The 16,789-nt window shown below is 71.6% G+C and carries 18 protein-coding genes, 1 tRNA gene and 1 other RNA gene; 9 read left to right on the top strand and 11 right to left on the bottom strand.

Annotation, left to right across the window (positions count from 1 at the left end; translation table 11 throughout):
* Positions 1–119: 119 nt before the first annotated feature.
* The 4 genes from I8D64_RS01660 to aceE all read right to left on the bottom strand — a co-directional run bounded on the left by I8D64_RS01660 (position 120) and on the right by aceE (position 5,466).
* Positions 120–1,121 carry a beta-ketoacyl-ACP synthase 3 gene (locus I8D64_RS01660; RefSeq protein WP_200500767.1) on the bottom strand — a complete coding sequence of 334 codons (1,002 nt, stop codon included), beginning with the start codon at positions 1,119–1,121 and terminating at the stop codon, positions 120–122.
* Position 1,122: 1 nt separating this feature from the next.
* Entirely contained in the window at positions 1,123–2,130 is a 1,008-nt protein-coding gene (locus I8D64_RS01655; protein ID WP_200500766.1) for an acyltransferase domain-containing protein, read from the bottom strand.
* Positions 2,131–2,221: 91 nt separating this feature from the next.
* Complete coding sequence (locus tag I8D64_RS01650; RefSeq protein ID WP_200500765.1) at positions 2,222–2,701, bottom strand: GntR family transcriptional regulator; 480 nt, start codon at positions 2,699–2,701, stop codon at positions 2,222–2,224.
* 17 nt (positions 2,702–2,718) lie between these two features.
* Positions 2,719–5,466 (bottom strand): pyruvate dehydrogenase (acetyl-transferring), homodimeric type, encoded by a 2,748-nt coding sequence (gene aceE, locus I8D64_RS01645; protein WP_200500764.1) that lies wholly within the window; start codon positions 5,464–5,466, stop codon positions 2,719–2,721.
* Between the two features lie 364 nt (positions 5,467–5,830).
* Here aceE and I8D64_RS01640 point away from each other — a divergent pair, with 364 nt between their 5' ends.
* Both I8D64_RS01640 and I8D64_RS01635 read left to right on the top strand, forming a co-directional pair.
* On the top strand, positions 5,831–6,250 hold the full coding sequence (locus I8D64_RS01640; protein WP_227488135.1) for a DUF3052 domain-containing protein: 420 nt from the start codon (positions 5,831–5,833) through the stop codon (positions 6,248–6,250).
* A gap of 93 nt (positions 6,251–6,343) precedes the next feature.
* Positions 6,344–6,417 (top strand) — tRNA-Val (locus tag I8D64_RS01635).
* A gap of 90 nt (positions 6,418–6,507) precedes the next feature.
* Here the strand turns inward: I8D64_RS01635 and I8D64_RS01630 are convergent.
* The 3 genes from I8D64_RS01630 to I8D64_RS01620 all read right to left on the bottom strand — a co-directional run bounded on the left by I8D64_RS01630 (position 6,508) and on the right by I8D64_RS01620 (position 8,148).
* Positions 6,508–6,717, bottom strand: coding sequence for a hypothetical protein (locus I8D64_RS01630; RefSeq protein WP_228358390.1), 210 nt, complete (start codon positions 6,715–6,717; stop codon positions 6,508–6,510).
* A gap of 344 nt (positions 6,718–7,061) precedes the next feature.
* A complete protein-coding gene (locus tag I8D64_RS01625; protein ID WP_200500762.1) occupies positions 7,062–7,910 on the bottom strand; it encodes a putative protein N(5)-glutamine methyltransferase in 849 nt (282 codons plus the stop codon).
* Between the two features lie 7 nt (positions 7,911–7,917).
* Positions 7,918–8,148, bottom strand: a complete 231-nt coding sequence (locus I8D64_RS01620; RefSeq protein ID WP_200500761.1) for a hypothetical protein — start codon at positions 8,146–8,148, stop codon at positions 7,918–7,920.
* Between the two features lie 137 nt (positions 8,149–8,285).
* Between I8D64_RS01620 and I8D64_RS01615 the strand changes: the two genes are divergently transcribed.
* Genes I8D64_RS01615 through I8D64_RS01600 form a run of 4 tightly spaced genes read left to right on the top strand, consistent with a single transcriptional unit; the run spans position 8,286 to position 11,554 of the window.
* Positions 8,286–9,572 carry an aminotransferase class V-fold PLP-dependent enzyme gene (locus I8D64_RS01615; RefSeq protein ID WP_200500760.1) on the top strand — a complete coding sequence of 429 codons (1,287 nt, stop codon included), beginning with the start codon at positions 8,286–8,288 and terminating at the stop codon, positions 9,570–9,572.
* 11 nt (positions 9,573–9,583) lie between these two features.
* The gene (sufU, locus tag I8D64_RS01610) at positions 9,584–10,051 is read left to right on the top strand and encodes a Fe-S cluster assembly sulfur transfer protein SufU (RefSeq protein ID WP_200500759.1); all 468 of its coding nucleotides are present in this window, start codon (positions 9,584–9,586) and stop codon (positions 10,049–10,051) included.
* Positions 10,048–10,974 (top strand): Nif3-like dinuclear metal center hexameric protein, encoded by a 927-nt coding sequence (locus tag I8D64_RS01605; RefSeq protein ID WP_200500758.1) that lies wholly within the window; start codon positions 10,048–10,050, stop codon positions 10,972–10,974. The genes sufU and I8D64_RS01605 overlap by 4 nt, the downstream gene beginning before the upstream one ends.
* 4 nt (positions 10,975–10,978) lie before the next feature.
* Complete coding sequence (locus I8D64_RS01600) at positions 10,979–11,554, top strand: AAA family ATPase (RefSeq protein WP_200500757.1); 576 nt, start codon at positions 10,979–10,981, stop codon at positions 11,552–11,554.
* A 75-nt stretch (positions 11,555–11,629) separates the two neighbouring features.
* Here the strand turns inward: I8D64_RS01600 and yaaA are convergent, their stop codons facing one another.
* Positions 11,630–12,403 carry a peroxide stress protein YaaA gene (gene yaaA, locus I8D64_RS01595; protein WP_200500756.1) on the bottom strand — a complete coding sequence of 258 codons (774 nt, stop codon included), beginning with the start codon at positions 12,401–12,403 and terminating at the stop codon, positions 11,630–11,632.
* Positions 12,404–12,505: 102 nt separating this feature from the next.
* Between yaaA and rnpB the strand changes: the two genes are divergently transcribed.
* An RNA gene (rnpB, locus tag I8D64_RS01590) (RNase P RNA component class A) lies at positions 12,506–12,883 on the top strand.
* Positions 12,884–12,939: 56 nt separating this feature from the next.
* Here the strand turns inward: rnpB and ppgK are convergent.
* Together ppgK and map are read right to left on the bottom strand one after the other, a co-directional pair.
* Complete coding sequence (gene ppgK / locus I8D64_RS01585; protein ID WP_200500755.1) at positions 12,940–13,737, bottom strand: polyphosphate--glucose phosphotransferase; 798 nt, start codon at positions 13,735–13,737, stop codon at positions 12,940–12,942.
* A 171-nt stretch (positions 13,738–13,908) separates the two neighbouring features.
* Complete coding sequence (gene map, locus I8D64_RS01580; RefSeq protein ID WP_200500754.1) at positions 13,909–14,796, bottom strand: type I methionyl aminopeptidase; 888 nt, start codon at positions 14,794–14,796, stop codon at positions 13,909–13,911.
* A 36-nt stretch (positions 14,797–14,832) separates the two neighbouring features.
* On the opposite strand from map, the gene I8D64_RS01575 reads away from it, so the two are divergent.
* A complete protein-coding gene (locus I8D64_RS01575; RefSeq protein WP_200500753.1) occupies positions 14,833–15,015 on the top strand; it encodes an SPOR domain-containing protein in 183 nt (60 codons plus the stop codon).
* A 33-nt stretch (positions 15,016–15,048) separates the two neighbouring features.
* On the opposite strand, the gene panB is transcribed toward I8D64_RS01575, so the two are convergent.
* Positions 15,049–15,867 carry a 3-methyl-2-oxobutanoate hydroxymethyltransferase gene (gene panB, locus I8D64_RS01570; protein ID WP_200501233.1) on the bottom strand — a complete coding sequence of 273 codons (819 nt, stop codon included), beginning with the start codon at positions 15,865–15,867 and terminating at the stop codon, positions 15,049–15,051.
* A 264-nt stretch (positions 15,868–16,131) separates the two neighbouring features.
* Between panB and I8D64_RS01565 the strand changes: the two genes are divergently transcribed.
* A complete protein-coding gene (locus tag I8D64_RS01565) occupies positions 16,132–16,788 on the top strand; it encodes a hypothetical protein (protein WP_200500752.1) in 657 nt (218 codons plus the stop codon).
* Position 16,789: the final 1 nt, after the last annotated feature.

The raw sequence follows: 16,789 nt of genomic DNA, 5'->3' as shown, positions 1-16,789 counted from the left end.
TCGGTCTGGGTACTGCTGGCAGGGAAAGACTACCCGGGACGGCGTCGGCGCATGCGCACCTGCGTGACGCGACGCGCAGGGCCTTGATCACCTGCGTGCGCGGACCCGGAGCGTCGGGGTCAGGGCAGGACGAGCACCTGGCCGGCGAAGGCGAGGCCGGCGCCGAAGCCGAACTGTACGAGGACGTCGCCGCTGCGTGCCGCGCCCTCCTGGATCAGCCGGTGCGTCGCCAGGGGGATGGAGGCGGCCGAGGTGTTGCCGGTCTCGGCGATGTCGCGTCCGACGACGACGCTCTCGGGCAGCTTGAGCTGCTTGGCGAGCTCGTCGATGATCCGCATGTTCGCCTGATGGGGGACGAACACGTCGACGTCGTCGACGGTGAGTCCCGCCTCGGAGAGCATCTGGCGGATCCGCTCGGCGGTGTGCCACACGGCCCAGCGGAAGACGGTCCGGCCGTCCTGCTCCATCGTCGGCCACGGGGTCTTCCCGTCGCGGAAGTCCGTGAGCGAGCCGGTCATCCGGATCGTGCTCCAGTTCTCGCCGTCGCTGCCCCACACGGTGGGGCCGACGAGGGGGACGTCCGAGGCGCCGAGCACGGCCGCGCCGGCCCCGTCCCCGAGCAGGAACGAGATCGAGCGGTCGGCGGGATCCACGAAGTCGGAGAGCTTCTCGGCGCCGATCACGAGCACGTGGCGGGCGCTGCCGGAGCGGATGAGCGCATCCGCCTGACCGATGCCGTAGCAGAAGCCGGCGCAGGCGGCGGAGATGTCGTAGGCGATCGCGTGCGGGGCGCCGAGCTTCGCCCCGAGCAGCGTCGCGAGCGATGGCGTCGCGTAGGGGAAGCTGATGGTCGAGACGATGATCGCGTCGATCTGCGAGGCGTCGACCCCGCTGGCCTCGATCGCCTCGCGACCGGCCTGCTCGGCGAGATCTGCGACGCCGACCTCGGCGCTCGCGCGGCGACGGGTGACGATGCCCGTGCGCTGGCGGATCCACTCGTCGGAGGAGTCGATGGGGCCGACGAGCTCCTCGTTGGGCACCGTGCGGTCGCCGCGGGCGGCGCCGTAGGCGAGCACCTTCGAGCCCGCGACGATGGGATGCGGGCGCAGGGAGATCGTCACGTCAGCGCTCCGCGCCGTCGGACGCGGATCCGTCGGTCGCGGCGCCCGCGTGCTCGGCGACGAACGCGCGCGCGGCCTCGAGGTCCTCGGGGGAGTTGAGGTTCTGCAGGCCCACGCCCTTGAGCTCGCGCTTGGCGAGTCCTGTGAGGGTGCCGGCGGGGTTGACCTCGAGGATGCCGGTGACGCCGCGGGCGGCGAAGGTGGCCATGCAGGCCTGCCAGTCCACGGGGGAGGCGACCTGCTGGACGATGAGCTCGAGGTAGCGGGCGCCGTCGGTGATGCTCTCGCCGCCGGCGTTGCTCACGAGCGGCCGCGACGGGTCCGCAGGGGAGAACTGCGGGGCGAAGGCGGCGAGCTCCTCGCGCGCGCCCGCCATGTACGGGGTGTGGAAGGCACCTGCGACCTGCAGCGGGATCACCCGAGCGCGGGCCGGCGGGTTCTCGCCGAGCGCGGCCACGCCCGCGGCGCTGCCCGCGGCGACGACCTGGGCTGCCGAGTTGATGTTGGCGGGGGTGAGGCCCGCGGCCTCGATCGCGGCCAGGACCTCCTCGCGCACGCCGCCGACGACGGCCGCCATCGACGTCTCCTCCGCGGCGGCCGCGGTCGCCATGGCGCGCGAGCGCACGGCGACCAGGCGCATGGCATCGGCCGCGGAGAGCACGCCCGCCAGGGCGCTCGCGGTCACCTCGCCGACGCTGTGGCCGGCCAGAAGGTCAGCGGGCGTCGCCGCAGCGAAGGCTCCCGGTGCGACGGCGCCCGCGGCGGACTCGTCTGTGGGCTGCGCCGCGAGGGCGTCCGCGGCGAGGATCCCGGCGGCGACCAGCAGCGGCTGGGCGATCGCGGTGTCCCGGATGGTGTCGGCGTCGGAGACGGTGCCGTGGGTCTCCAGGTCGACCTCGCCGGCCTCGCTGAGGGCGCCGAGCGCCTCGCGGGCGCCGGGCAGCTCGAGCCACGGGCTGAGGAATCCGGGTTTCTGGGCGCCCTGACCGGGGCAGACGATGGCGAGCACGGGAGGACCTCCAGGGTGCGGATGGGGGACGGTGGATGCGCAGGATGCGCAGGATGCGGCGGACGGTGCGGGCGAGCAGCGCCCGGGGCGACTATTCGCGGCCGACGGCCGACGCGGTCTCGGCGAAGACGGCGGCGAGGAGCTTCGCGGCGGCCTCGGCGTCGTAGCCGAGCTCGGAGACCGCCGCCGCGTACTCGCGGGCGGCCCGCTCGGCGCGGGAGCCGGCGGTGTCCAGCGGCGCGACGACGGTGCCGGCACGACCACGGGTGATCACGAGCCCCGCCTCGCCGAGGCGGCGGAAGGCCTTGGCGACCGTGTTGACCGCGACCTCGACGTCGGCCGCGAGGGCCCGCACGGTGGGCAGGCGCGTGCCGGGGACGAGCCTGCCGTCCTGGATGGCGCGCGCGATGCACTGGTAGATCTGCTGGGCGGGGGAGTCGAGCGAGGTCCGGTCGACGCGGACGATCCCGGTGAGGACCGTCCGCGTCGACGCGGACCCGGCATCGTCGCCGACCGGGGCGGCATCCTCCGCCCGGGTCGCTGCGACGGCGTCGGACAGGGTGTCGGACACGGTGTCGGCGGCGGAGATCAGGACTCGCCCCCGAACGAGCCGGACTCGCCCGCGTTGGTGTTCAGCAGGTCGTACTTGGCGATGGCCTGGGACACGACCGCCGGGTCGACCTTGCCATCCTTGGCGAGCAGCTGGAGGGCCTTGACGACCATCGAGTGCGCGTCGATCTTCAGGAAGCGGCGGGCGGCCGGGCGGGTGTCGGAGAAGCCGAAGCCGTCGGCGCCGAGCACGCCGTAGCGGCCCGGGACCCACTCGCGGATCATGTCGGGCACGAGGTAGTCGTAGTCGCTCGTGGCGACGAAGGGACCCTCCGTGTCCTGCAGGCGCTGCGAGATCCACGGGACCTGCGGCTCCTCCTCGGGGTGGAGGAAGTTGTGGTCCTCCGCCCCGATCGCGTCCTTGCGCATCTCCGTCCACGAGGTCACCGACCAGACGGCGGCGCGCACGCCCCAGTCCTCGGCGAGGATCTCGCGGGCGTGACGGGCCCACGGCACGCCGACGCCGGAGGCGAGCAGCTGGACCGTCGGGCCGTCGCCCTCGGCCACCGGCTCGAGCTCGTACATGCCCTTCAGCAGGCCGTCGACGTCGAGCCCCTCGGGCTCCGCCGGCTGCACGATCGGCTCGTTGTAGACGGTGATGTAGTAGAAGACCTCCTGCAGGCGGTCGTCGTCCCCGTACATGCGCTTCAGGCCGTCGCGGATGATGTGCCCGATCTCGTACCCGTAGGCCGGGTCGTAGATGACGGTGCCGGGGTTCGTGTAGGCGAGGATCGGCGAGTGGCCGTCCATGTGCTGCAGGCCCTCACCGGCGAGCGTCGTCTTGCCGGCGGTCGCGCCGATTACGAAGCCCTTGGCCATCTGGTCGCCCGCGGCCCAGAAGAAGTCGCCGGTGCGCTGGAACCCGAACATCGAGTAGAAGATGTAGAACGGGATCATGGGCAGGTCGTGCGTGGAGTACGAGGTGCCCGCGGCCGTGAAGGCCGAGGTCGAGCTGATCTCGTTGATGCCCATGTGCTTGATCTGGCCCTGGGCCGACTCCTTGTACGCGAGCAGCAGGTCGCGGTCCACGGAGATGTAGTTCTGGCCGTCGGGGTTGTAGATCTTCGCCGTGGGGAACAGCGAGTCCATGCCGAAGGTGCGGGCCTCGTCGGGGATGATCGGGACCCAGCGCTTGCCGGTCTCCTTGTCCCGCATGAGGTCCTTGAGCAGCCGGACGAGCGCCATCGTGGTGGCGATCTCCTGCTTGCCCGAGCCGCGCTTGACGACTTCGTAGGCCTTGTCTCCCGGGAGATCCATGGCCTTGTGGACGTTCTTGCGCTCGGGGACGCCGCCGCCCAGGATGTCGCGGCGCTTCTCGAGGTAGCGCATGGCGGGGGAGTCCGCCGGCGGCATGTAGAAGGGGGCGTCGTAGACGCTGCCCGACTCGAGCTGCTCGTCGTCGATCGGGATCTGCAGGGTGTCGCGGAGCGCCTTGAGGTCCTCGAGGGTGAACTTCTTCATCTGGTGGGTCGCGTTGCGGCCCGCGAAGCTCTTGCCCAGGCGGTAGCCCTTGATGGTCTGCGCGAGGATCACGGTGGGCTGGCCCTTGTGCTCCAGCGCCTCCTGGAAGGCGGCGAAGATCTTCTCCGGGTCGTGGCCGCCGCGGTTGAGCTTCCACCAGATGTCGTCGTCGCTCATGGACTCGACGAGCGCCTTCGTGCGCGGATCGCGGCCGAAGAAGTTGTCGCGGATGAACCCGCCGTTCTCGGCGCGGTAGGTCTGGAAGTCGCCATCGGGCGTCGCGTTCATGAGGTCCACGAGCGCGCCGTCGTCGTCGGCGGAGAACAGCGGGTCCCAGCCCGAGCCCCACACGACCTTGATGACGTTCCAGCCGGCGCCGCGGAACTGGGCCTCGAGCTCCTGGATGATCTTACCGTTGCCGCGCACCGGCCCGTCCAGGCGCTGCAGGTTGCAGTTGACCACGAAGGTGAGGTTGTCCAGGTGCTCCTTGGCGGCGATGTGGAGCGCGCCCCGCGACTCGACCTCGTCCATCTCGCCGTCGCCGAGGAATGCCCAGGTGTGCTGCTGGGAGGTGTCCTTGAGGCCGCGGTTCTGGAGGTACCTGTCGAAGGAGGCCTGCTCGATCGCGTTGACCGGGCCGATGCCCATGGACACGGTGGGGAACTCCCAGAAGTCCGGCATCGCGCGCGGGTGCGGGTAGGAGGGCATGCCCGTGGAGCTGGACTTCTCCTGGCGGAAGCCGTCGAGCTGCTCCTCGGTCAGGCGGCCCTCGAGGTAGGCGCGGGCGTAGATGCCGGGGGAGGCGTGGCCCTGGAAGAAGACGTGGTCGCCGCCGCCCTCGTGCTTGCGGCCGCGGAAGAAGTGGTTGAAGCCGACCTCGTACATCGAGGCGATCGACGCGTAGGAGGAGAGGTGCCCGCCGACGCCCACGCCCGGACGCTGCGCGCGGTGCACGATCATCGCCGCGTTCCAGCGGATGATGTTGCGGATCTCCTTCTCGAGCGCGAGATCACCGGGGTACTCCGGCTGGTCCTCGACCTCGATCGTGTTGACGTAGTCCGTCATCAGCGAGTCGGGGAGGTGGAGATCGGCCTGGCGCGCGTGCTGGATCACGTGCTGGAGGACGTCGGTCGCCCGGTCGTCGCCGCGATGCTCGATGAGCTCGTCGACCGAGTCGAGCCACTCCCTGGTCTCCTCGGGATCCGGGTCCTCCGCGTGCGCGGGGAGGTTGATGCCGATGGGACGCGGGGTGTCGTTCGTGGTCACGCTGTCCTTCTCTCTTCCGAAGCAGGGCGTGGATCCGGGGGTCGCGCCGATGCGATTCGCGAATCGGGGACCAGACCCCGGACCTCGTCTTCCGACAGCGTACCCGCGGGGTGCGGACCGGAAGGCCCCGGCGGGACGGGTGTGGGTGATGACTCGCTCACGTCGGGCGCGCGGCGGGGACATGGTCGGGGCGGCGGTCGGGGAGCGGTCCAGATCCTCCGACATGAGTGCAGATGACCTCCGATCGGCCCCGATCGGCGCCGACGATGTGACCGGCGCGATGTCCTGGCATAGACTCGGCGCGAGCAGGAGGGGGCCCATGTCCTCCTCCCATCGTTGTCCCCAGCTGAGAAGGAGCATTTCGTTGTCACCGTCGGCAGACGCCACCGCGTCCGGTCCCACCGCAGAGGGCCTCGGGCTGAGCAAGGGCCAGGTGGTCCAGGAGTTCGGCTACGACGACGACGTCGACCTCGAGCTGCGTGATGCGATCGAGGACCTCATCGACGCGGACCTCGAGGACGAGGACAGCCAGGAGATGGTCGACGCGGTCGTGCTGTGGTGGCGCGAGGGCGACGGCGATCTCACCGATGCCCTCGTGGACTGCCTCGGGATGCTGTCCCCGGGCGGACCGATCTGGGTGATCACCCCGAAGGCCGGCCGCGACGGCCACGTGCTGCCCGCGGAGATCGACGAAGCGGCGAGCACCTCGGGCCTGCGCACCATGGGCAATCAGAACCTCGCCCCCGAGTGGTCGGGCACGCGGCTCGCGAGCCGCCAGGCCTGAACGGCCGAGGGGCGTCCGGGGCCGTTCCGACGGCTTCCGCGTCCGCGCCGACGGTTCCCGTGTCCGCACCGACGGGCCCACGGGTCCGTTCCCGGGTCAATAGCTCAGCTGGTCAGAGCGCCACGTTTACACCGTGGATGTCGGGGGTTCGAGTCCCTCTTGACCCACAGAGAGAAGGCCCCCGAGCCGCGCTGATGCGCGGCTCGGGGGCCTTCGTGCGTGGACGCTCAGTGCATGAACGCTGAGTGCGTGATCGCTCAGACCAGCTCGGGCTGCGGCTCCGGGCGGTGCTCGGAGGAGAGGTCCACCTCGATGACGGGGTAGACCTTGCCGTCCTTCCACGTGGTGGAGAGGTCGGTGTGCCGGTCCGACAGGCTCAGGTAACGCAGGCCCGCGCTCTGGTCCCGCAGGACGACGGGTCGCTGGGCGCTGCGGGGCATGCGGCGCATGGTGGTCGTGGTGTGCATGTGTTCTCCTTCGGCGCCGGCAGGGCCGACGCATGACGGCGTCGGCTGGGCCGACGCGAGGTTCGGTGAGCCGCCGGGGGTGCCCGGCGGCGGGTGGCGGGTGCGCGACGCGATCTGCGCGTCAGCTGCACATCTGGGCGGTGCGTGTGCTCCGTGGTCTCCTCCGCGAGAGGCGGAGCTCGCACATCTGCCCGTTGCCGCAGCGCCTCATGCCGGTCCCGCTCGCGCGCCGCGGACGGCTCGCTGCGTGACGGCCCCGTGGGAACGGTCCATCGGGCGGCACTGCGCCACCACGATCCCCTACAACGCCCCGGAATGCACGCCTATTCCCTCTGAGGGCGTGTTCACGCAGGTGACGGGGTGACCTCGCACACCGCGGTGCGGCCGTCGGCCCCGGGATGCAGCCGCAGGACCGACGCGGCCGCCCTGCCGGTCTCCGCCGTCCACGCCCTCTCGGACGTCCCGGTCGCCGCGTGCTCCCGCACCAGCGTCCGCGCCTGGTCCACGTGCATCTCGAGCAGGATCCGGCCTCCCGGTGCGAGCCAGTCCGGTCCCTGCGCGAGGATCCTGCGGGCCACGTCCAGTCCATCGGCCCCGCCGCGCAGCGCCCGGGAGGGCTCGTGCTCGCGCGCCTCGCGGGGGAGCAGCGCGAGCGCATCGTCCGGGACGTAGGGAGGGACGGCCGCGATCACATCGATCGAGCCGCGCAGGGCGTCGGGCAGCGCCGCGAAGAGGTCCCCGAGGTGGAGCTGTGCGCTCGGAGGGAGGTTCGCCCGGGCGCACTCGAGCGGGAGAGGGTCGACGTCGGCGGCATGCACCTGGATCCCGGGCACGCGCGCGGCGCTCAGGCTCGCGATCGGCGCGATCCCCGCGCACAGCTCGAGCAGTACGGCGGAGTGACCCGACCGGCGTGCGGACGAGCAGGCCGCGGCCACGGCCAGGCGCGCGAGCAGGCGGGTGCGTCGGCGCGTGACGAAGCATCCCGGGGCCACCCGCAGCCGCAGCCCGCAGAAGTCGACCTCTCCGAGCACGTGCTCGAGCATCTCACCGGCGATGCGCCGGGACGCGGACTCCTCGAGGTGGTGGGCGTCCCGTGCATGCGCACGCAGGAGCGAGGCCTCCTCCTCGGCGAAGACGCTCCCGGCCGCGCGCAGCCGCGCCACGAGCTCGTCGCCGTCGGGCAGCTCGTCCATCGACGGGTCAGCTGGGCAGGCGCGTGAGGGCGTAGGCCGCGAGCAGCACGGCGATCAGCACCACGAGGACCACGACCCAGATCACGGCCGTGCGGGCGTCGTGCTGCTTCTCGGCCGGGGTGCGGGGCCGCTGCGGCGCGGCGGCGTCGGACCGCAGGCGCTGGACCATGCGGATGATCGCGGCGACGAGCGCGCCGAGGATGACGACGCCGAAGACCAGGTACATGAACGTGGGCACGGCCACACCCTCTCACGGCTCGCCCCTGCCGCGACGCACCCCGCGTTCCTATACTGAAGGACCAGGCAGCGGGCCGCGCGCGTGCTCCTTCCGAGGGGTCGTCCTCCCGCTGCTCCTTTCGCGTCGGAAGGCTCCGTATGCCCGCGCCCCAGGCGCCCACCGCTGTTGCACCGCTCGACGTCGCCGCGATCCGCGGGGACTTCCCGATCCTCGACCGGATGCTCGACGGGACGACCCCGCTCGTCTACCTCGACTCGGGAGCGACCTCCCAGCGCCCCCGGCAGGTCATCGACGCCGAGGTCGACTTCCTCACCCGCGACAACGCCGCCGTCAAACGTGGCGCGCACCGCCTCGCCGAGGCCGCGACCGACGCCTACGAGGGCGCCCGCGACCGGATCGCCGCGTTCGTCGGCGTGGCCCGTCCCGAGCAGATCGCCTTCACGAAGAACGCGACCGAGGCGCTGAACGTGCTCGCCCTCGCGCTCGGCGACCCCACCGCCCCCGAGCATCTGCGCGTGCGCGAGGGCGACGAGATCCTCGTGACCGAGATGGAGCACCACGCGAATCTCGTCCCCTGGCAGGAGCTCGCCCGCCGCACCGGCGCCACCCTGCGCTGGATCCCCCTGGGCGAGGACTTCCGCCTGGACCTCTCCGGGCTCGAATCGCTCCTCACCGAGCGCACGAAGGTGCTGGCACTGACCCACCAGTCGAACGTGCTGGGAACGGTGAACCCGGTCGCCGAGCTCGCGGCGAAGGCCCACGCCGTCGGCGCGGTCGTGGTGCTCGACGCCTGCCAGTCCGTGCCGCACATGCCGATCGACCTCCCCGCACTGGGCGTGGATGCGGCGGCGTTCTCGGGGCACAAGATGCTGGGCCCCACGGGGATCGGCGTGCTCTGGGGCGCCGGCGAGCTGCTCGAGCAGCTGCCCCCGGTCCTCACGGGCGGCTCGATGATCGAGACCGTCACGATGGAGCGCACCACCTTCGCCGAGCCGCCCGCCCGCTTCGAGGCCGGCACCCCGCCGATCAGCCAGGCCGTCGGACTCGCCGCAGCATGCGACTACCTCGAAGCGCTCGGCATGGAGAACGTCGCCGCGCACGAGCTGGAACTCACCCGCCGCGCGATCGAGGGACTCGAGCAGCTGCCCGGCGTGCGCATCATCGGACCGGCGCTCGACGCCGAGCGCGCCGGAGCCGTCTCCTTCGACCTCGCGGGCCGCCACCCGCACGACGTCGGACAAGTGCTCGACGCCCGCGGCGTCGAGGTGCGCGTCGGCCACCACTGCGCCTGGCCCCTGCACCGCAGGTACGGGCTCGCCGGGACCACCCGCGCGACCTTCTCCGTGTACACGACGCCCGCGGAGGTCGATGCGCTCGTCGAGGGCATGGGCGCCGTCATCGACTTCTTCGCCCGTTTCGAGTGAGAGGAGCTCCCATGGATCTCACCTCCCTGTACACCGACATCGTCTTCGAGCACGACAAGCGCCCCCTGCACGCGGGCCTGCGCGAGCCGTACGAGGCCGAGGTGCACCACGTGAACCCGACCTGCGGGGACGAGATCACCCTGCGGGTGCACCTCGCGGGCGACCCCGAGGACCCGCGCATCGAGGACGTCTCGTACGACGCGACCGGGTGCGCGATGAGCCGCGCCTCGGCCTCGACGATGAGTGACCTCGTGATCGGCCGGACCCTGCGGGAGATCGAGCCGGTCTCCGCGCACATGGACGCCGTGATGCACGCCCGCGGCCGCGAGGAGGGGGACGAGGCCCTGCTGGGCGATGCGGTCGCCCTGGTGGGGGCCTCCAAGTTCCCCAACCGCGTGAAGTGCGTGCTCATGTCCTGGAAGGCGCTGCACGCCGCGGTCATCGAGGCGGGCGGACCCGTCGACGGGGCCGCCGCATGAACGGCGGTGCCTCCGGCCGCCCCCTCGCCGAGGTGCTCGAGGTCCTCGAGGGCGCCTACCCGCTGCGCTGGGCGGAGGACTGGGACCGACCCGGGCTCGTGGTCGGGGACCGTCGGGAGTCCGGCCCCTCCGTGGACCGCGTGCACCTGGGCGTCGACCCGACCCTTGCCGTCGTGCGCGAGGCGCACGCAGCGGGAGCGCAGCTGCTGGTGACCCATCACCCGCTGCTGCTGCGCGGTGCGTCGTTCCTGCCGGCCGACACCGGCAAGGGGGCGGTCGTCACCCAGCTCGTCCGCGCCGGGATGTCCCTGTGGTGCGGGCACACGAACGTGGACCGCTCGAGCCTCGGCACCGTCGGCGCCTGGATCCGCGCGCTCGGTCTCGAGGACGTGCGGCCCCTCGCGGCGGGCCCGACGGACGTCGAGACCGCGCAGGCAGCGCACGGCTCGGAGCTCATCGGCCTCGGCGTCGTCGGCTCGCCGGCGGACGAGGTCACCGAGGGCGCGCTCACCGTCGGATCCCTCGCCGAGCGCATCGCCGCTCTGGTCCCCGCGACCGCACAGGGGGTGCGCTTCACCGGCGACCCGGAGCGCCCCGTCCGCCGCGTGGCCGTCTGCCCGGGCGCCGGCGACTCCCTGCTGAAGGCGGCGGTCGCGAGCGGCGCGGACGTCTTCATCACCTCGGACCTGCGCCATCACCCGGCGCTCGAGCACCTCGAGTCCGCCGCCGACGAGCGGGCGGTGCCCGCCCTCATCGATGTCGCACACGCGGCGAGCGAAGCGCTCTGGCTGCCGCTCGCCCGCGACCTGCTGACCGCCGCACTGCCGGGGATCGCCGTGGGCATCTCCGATCTGTCCACCGATCCCTGGGCAGGCCGCGTCGACCCCGCGGGCCCCGGCGCACCCAGCGGCCGCGCACACTGAGACCATGCCTCCCACCGCGCCCGGTCGCCCGCCCCGCCTCATCCTGCTGAACGGTGCGCCCGGCGTCGGCAAGTCGACGCTCGCGAGGCTCCTCGCCGAGGACCGTCCGCTGACCCTCGCCCTGGATGTCGACCAGCTCAAGCACTCGCTCGGCGGCTGGGAGGAGGACGCTGCGGTCTCCGGGCAGCGCGCCCGGGAGCTCGCACTCGCCCTCATCGACGTCCAGCTCGAGGCGGGGAAGGACGTGGTCCTCGGCCAGTACCTCGCCCGCACCGCGTTCCCCGAGCAGCTCGACGCGGTGGCCGCCCGCGCGGGCGCCGAGTTCCGGGAGTTCCTCCTGGCGGTCGACGAGCGGACCCTCGCCGCGCGCCTGGCCGCCCGCGTCGCCGAGCCCGAGACGCCCGAGCAGGCGGTCAACGCCCGTCTCGTCGGCCCGGACGATGCCGAGCGTCTGCTCGCGTCCCTCGACGCGATGCGCGCCGCCCGACCGGACATGCAGAGCGTCGACGCGCGCGGCGGCCTCGAGGAGACCGCCGATGCCGTGCGCGCACTCCTCGAAGGGCACACCGAGCGGCGCTGACGGGCCCCTCGGACCCATCCCGGCCGGGCCGACCGGATCGCGCGCAGGGCCCGAGGCGCTGCGCCGTCCCTGCCGCTACTCCGGGCGGTCCACGAGCACCAGACGACTGCCCTCGATCTCGATCCCGAGCTGTCCGGCGAAGACCTCCTCGAGGAAGGCGATGAGCGTCGCCTCGTCGGGCAGGGGACGCGGATCCTCGAGCAGGGTACGGGTCAGCAGGCCGCGGAAGCGCTTGGCATCGTGCGAGATCACGGTGCGCTTCCCGCCCGACTCCTTGACGGGCGCGACCTCGAGGACGTGCACCCCGGTACGGGCCTTCACCGGCATCATCGTGCGATAGGAGCCGGACCGGCAGTCCAGCACGAAGGGCGAGGGCGAGGCCGCGACCTCCTCGAGGATCCCTGGCACGAGCGGCGAGAGGTGGGCGCGCCACCAGGAGGCCGCCTTCCCGAGCCGGTGCACGCGCGAGCCGGCGGAGAGCCGGTAGGCCGGGATCCGATCGATGCCGGCGTCGACGAGTCCCAGCAGAGCGCTCTGCACGAGCACACGGCGGTCAGGGCCGGGACGGGCATCACCGAGCTGGTCGAAGAGCACCCCGGAGTAGACGGAGAGCGGGGCGGCCGCGGGCTCCTCGTCGATCGAGGCCATGCGCTCGACGAGATCCGGGGCGCTCGCGGGGACGCCGAGGTCCTCCGCGGCCGTGCGGCCCCGTGCGGTCGCGCGCGCGGCGCGCAGCATGCGCTCGCGGGGGACCTGCAGCGGGGGATGGGCCAGTTCGTCGAGCGCCAGGGGAGGGGCGGATGCTTCCGGTCGGGTCTTGGTCTCCGACGGCGGCAGCAGGATGAGCACCGGGCGGTCCTTCCGAGGGTTGATGTGGTGATGGTGATGATGGGGTGAGGCGGATCCCGTGGTGCGGGGCAGTGCCCGCGGGGCATTAGGATCGTGGGCGGACCAGTCGGCCGGGCAGTCGCGTCTTCGTGCGCATCCTCCGGGATGCGCCGCGGAGCCGAGGAAAGTCCGGGCTCCTTCCGGCACGGTGGTGGGCAACACCCACCCGGAGCGATCCGCGGGACAGTGCCACAGAGAGCAGACCGCCTGCCCGCAGCCTCGTGCTGCGGGCCGGTAAGGGTGAAAGGGTGGTGCAAGAGACCACCGCGGTCCTGGTGACAGGGCCGGCACGGTAAACCCCACCGGGAGCAAGGCCAGACAGGGGACGCTCGCAGGTCGCCGGACCGAGTCCCCGGGTAGGCCGCTGGAGGTCGTCGGCAACGGCGATCCGAGAGGGATGACTGCCGATCACAGAACCCGGCTTACAGGCCGGCTGGTCCGCCAAGGCGCCCCACCGCACGGATGTCCCGTGCGGCTGCTTCCCTCGGTCATGCAGGTCAGCCCTTCTTCTTGTCCTTCTTGTCCTTCGTGTCCTTCTTGAGCTTCTTGCGCTCCTTGCGGGCGAGCACGGCCGCGCCGATGATGCCGGCCTCGTTGCGCAGCCCCGCGGGGACGATCGGGGCCTTCAGGTCCAGGAGCGGCAGGAACTTCTCGTGCTTCTTCGAGACCCCGCCGCCGACGATGATCAGATCGGGCGTGAACAGGAACTCGAGCAGCTCGTAGTAGCCCTGCAGACGCTCGGCCCACTCCGCCCAGCTCAGGTGGCTGCGCTCGCGCGCCGAGTCGGCCATGTACTTCTCGTAGCTCTCGCCCTTGTACAGGATGTGGCCCAGCTCGGTGTTCGGCACGAGCTCGCCGTCGTTGAACAGCGCGCTGCCCACGCCCGTGCCGAGCGTGGTCATCAGCACGACGCCCTTCTGCCCGGCGCCCGCCCCGAACTCCATCTCGGCGATCCCGGCGGCGTCCGCGTCGTTGACCACGAACACATCGTGGCCGGTGCGCTCGGTCAGCAGCGCGTCCACGTCGGTCCCGATCCAGGAGTCGTCGACGTTCGCCGCGGTCTTGGCGACGCCGTGCTGGATGACCGCGGGGAAGGTGACGCCCACCGGCATGTCCTCGTCGATGTCGAAGGAGCCGATGAGCTGGGCGACGGTGTCGGCGACCGCGTCGGGCACCGAGGGCTGCGGGGTGGGGATGCGCAGCCGGTCGTCGGCGAGCCTGCCCTTCTTGAGGTTCACCGGGGCGCCCTTGATGCCGCTGCCGCCGATGTCGATGCCGAATGCTTCCTTGCTCATGGTCTCTCCTCGCACGGGCCGCGAACCGAGCAGCGCGGGCCCTCCGATGGCGCTCCGTCCGGGCCGGTGCCCGCGAGCTGGTGACAGTGTGACAGAGCGGACGGGATCAACCGGACATCGCCCGCGTGCAGGACATGTCCGCGGTCGACGGTGTGCCGCGCCCCGGGATGGTCAGACGACGGTCAGCAGTTCGAAGCCGTCGTCCGTGATCACGAGCGTGTGCTCGAACTGGGCGGTGAAGGAGCGGTCCTTCGTGACCACCGTCCAGCCGTCGTCCCACTGCTCCCAGTCCTGGGAGCCGAGAGTGACCATCGGCTCGACCGTGAAGGTCATGCGCTGCTCGATCACGTCGTCGAACATCGGCGCGGAGTCGTAGTGGGGGATCACCAGGCCGTTGTGGAAGCCCTCGGCGACGCCGTGGCCCGTGAAGTCGTGCACGGACTCGTAGCCGAAGCGGCCCACGTACTTCTCGATGACGCGGCCGATCACGTTGACCTGCCTCCCGGCGCGGCCGGCGCGGATCCCGCGCATCATCGCCTCCTCGCTGCGCTCGACGAGCTCGGCGACGCGCGGGTCGACCTCGCCGACGAGGAAGGTGGCATTGGTGTCGCCGTGCACGCCGTTCTTGAAGGCGGTGACGTCGACGTTGAGGATGTCGCCGGACTGCATGACGGTCGAGTCGGGGATGCCATGGCAGACGACCTCGTTCAGGCTCGTGCAGCAGGACTTCGGGAAGCCCAGGTAGCCGAGCGTCGACGGATAGGCGCCGTGGGAGACCATGACGTCATGGACGACGGCGTCGATGTCGTCGGTCGTGGCGCCGGGGACGGCCGCCTCGCCCGCGGCCTGCAGCGCGAGAGCGGCGATCCGGGAGGGCTCGCGCATGCGCTCGATGATGTCCTGGCTCTGCACGTGGGGGCCGGAATCGGAGGCCGCCTCGTCCTTGCCCACGTACTCCGGTCGCTCGATCGAGGCCGGCACCGCCCGCGAAGGGCCGACCCTCCCGGGGACCAGGGCCTCGCGGCCCTCCGGACGGATCCATCGCTGCTCTACAGTCATGGGGGCAGTCTCTCACCGCACAGTCAGGAGCAGTCGATGAGCCAGAGCGAGTTCTACTACAACATGGACACCGGCGAGGTCGAGGAGGGCAAGCAGTCCTCGGGCAGCGAGCTCATGGGCCCCTACCCGACCCGCGAGAAGGCGGCGTCCGCGCTGAGGACCGCCGCCCAGCGGAACGAGGCCTGGGAGGGCGAGGACGAGGACTGGGACGAGGAGTGAGACCTCCCCGCGGCCGTCACTCGAACGAGGACATCACTCGAAGGAGTGCTCGGCCGTGGGGTACTCCCGGCTCTCCACGGCGGTGCGGTAGTCGCTCGCCGCGCGCAGCAGCTCGCCCCGCAGATCGGCGAAGCGCCGCACGAAGCGACCCTCAAAGCCGGACAGACCCGCCATGTCCTGCCACACGAGCACCTGCCCGTCGCAGTCCGGTCCCGCGCCGATCCCGATCGTGGGGATCTCGAGGAACTCGGTGATGCGTCCGGCGACCTCGCTCGGGACGAGCTCGAGGACGACCGCGAAGGCGCCCGCCTCCTGCAGGGCCTGGGCGTCCTCGGCGAGGCTGTCGGCGGCGGCATGATCGCGACCCTGCACGCGGTGCCCGGAGAGCGCGTTGACCGACTGGGGCGTGAAGCCAAGGTGGCCCATGACTGGGATCCCGGCGTCGACGAGCGCCCGCACGGTGTCGGCCCGCGCGGCGCCGCCCTCGAGCTTCACGGCCTCGGCGCCCGCGCGCAGGAGCTCGACGCCGTGGCGCACGGCCTCGGCGGCGTCGACCTGGTAGGTGCCGAAGGCGAGGTCCGCGACCACCAGGGGGCGACGCACCGCACGGGAGACGGCGCCGGTGAAGGTCAGCATGTCCTGGTGGGTGGTGTGCACCGTCGAGTCGTAGCCCAGCACGGTGGTGCCCGCGGAGTCGCCCACCAGCAGCACGTCGATCCCCGCCTCCTCGAAGACCTGCGCGCTGAGCGCGTCGTACGAGGTGAGCATCGAGAACGTGCGTCCTGCCTCCTTCGCCTCCTGCAGATGGCGCAGGCGCACCTTCGCGGGGCGGTGGGACCGCTCGGAGGGCATCGGGACGGCAGACGTGTTCACGGGGATCCTCCACGGGGCGGCGACGGATGCGGGGCCTGCCGTCGGCGGCAGGGCCGTCCCAGCCTAGCCGCCGCGGGGCTCCTCGGCGGGCGGCGGAGGTATGGGTGTGCGGCATCGACGCGTGCCCTGTCCCGTCCCATGGGCAGTTCTCCCCATGGCGGGCTCCCAGGGTCCATGCAAGTATTCAGGCACTCGGCGGTCACGACCGTGGCCGGCACTCACCGAATCACGAGGGGTAGAACGATGAAGACCAGGATCCGCGGAATCGCCAAGGGCCTCGCCGTGGGGACCGGCTCGCTCGCGCTGGCGCTCTCGCTCGCCGCGTGCGGCGGCAGCAGCTCCGACGACGCGTCCGGTGACGACGGCGGCAAGGTGAAGGCCGGGGAGTCCACGGACTCCGACAGCAGCAGCGACGACTCGTCCTCGAGCGAGGACACGAGCTCGGACGAGGCCACCGACGACTCCTCGAGCGATGACGCCGCCTCCGACGACTCGTCGGCGGCGGACGACAGCACGTCGGACGACAGCTCCTCGGACGAGAAGTCCGATAACTCGGGCTCGAAGGACGACGTCACGGACGCGGACCTCAAGGCGGCCAAGTCCCGGTACATCGATTTCATGAATGCTCTCGCGGACAAGGACGCGAAGAAGGCCTGCGGCTTCGCCATGGACCCGAGCACGAAGAAGCCGATCGACGGGGCCGCGCTCAAGGTCTGCGCCAAACAGATCGAGGACTCCGGAATGATGGACACCTTCACTCCCGAGCTCGTCGATGCGGTGGACGAGTCCATGCTCGACGCGAAGGCCGAGGACGACGGCACCATCACGCTGAGCATCGAGGGCTCGAACGAGACCCCGATGGAGAAGGCCACCGACGGCAAGTGGTACTTCAAGATGTGAG

The sequence above is a fragment of the Brachybacterium halotolerans genome (assembly GCF_016623465.1).
GTDB lineage: Bacteria > Actinomycetota > Actinomycetes > Actinomycetales > Dermabacteraceae > Brachybacterium > Brachybacterium halotolerans.
The sequence above is the reverse complement of the archived record's forward strand: the minus strand, read 5'-3'. Positions and strand labels throughout refer to the sequence as shown.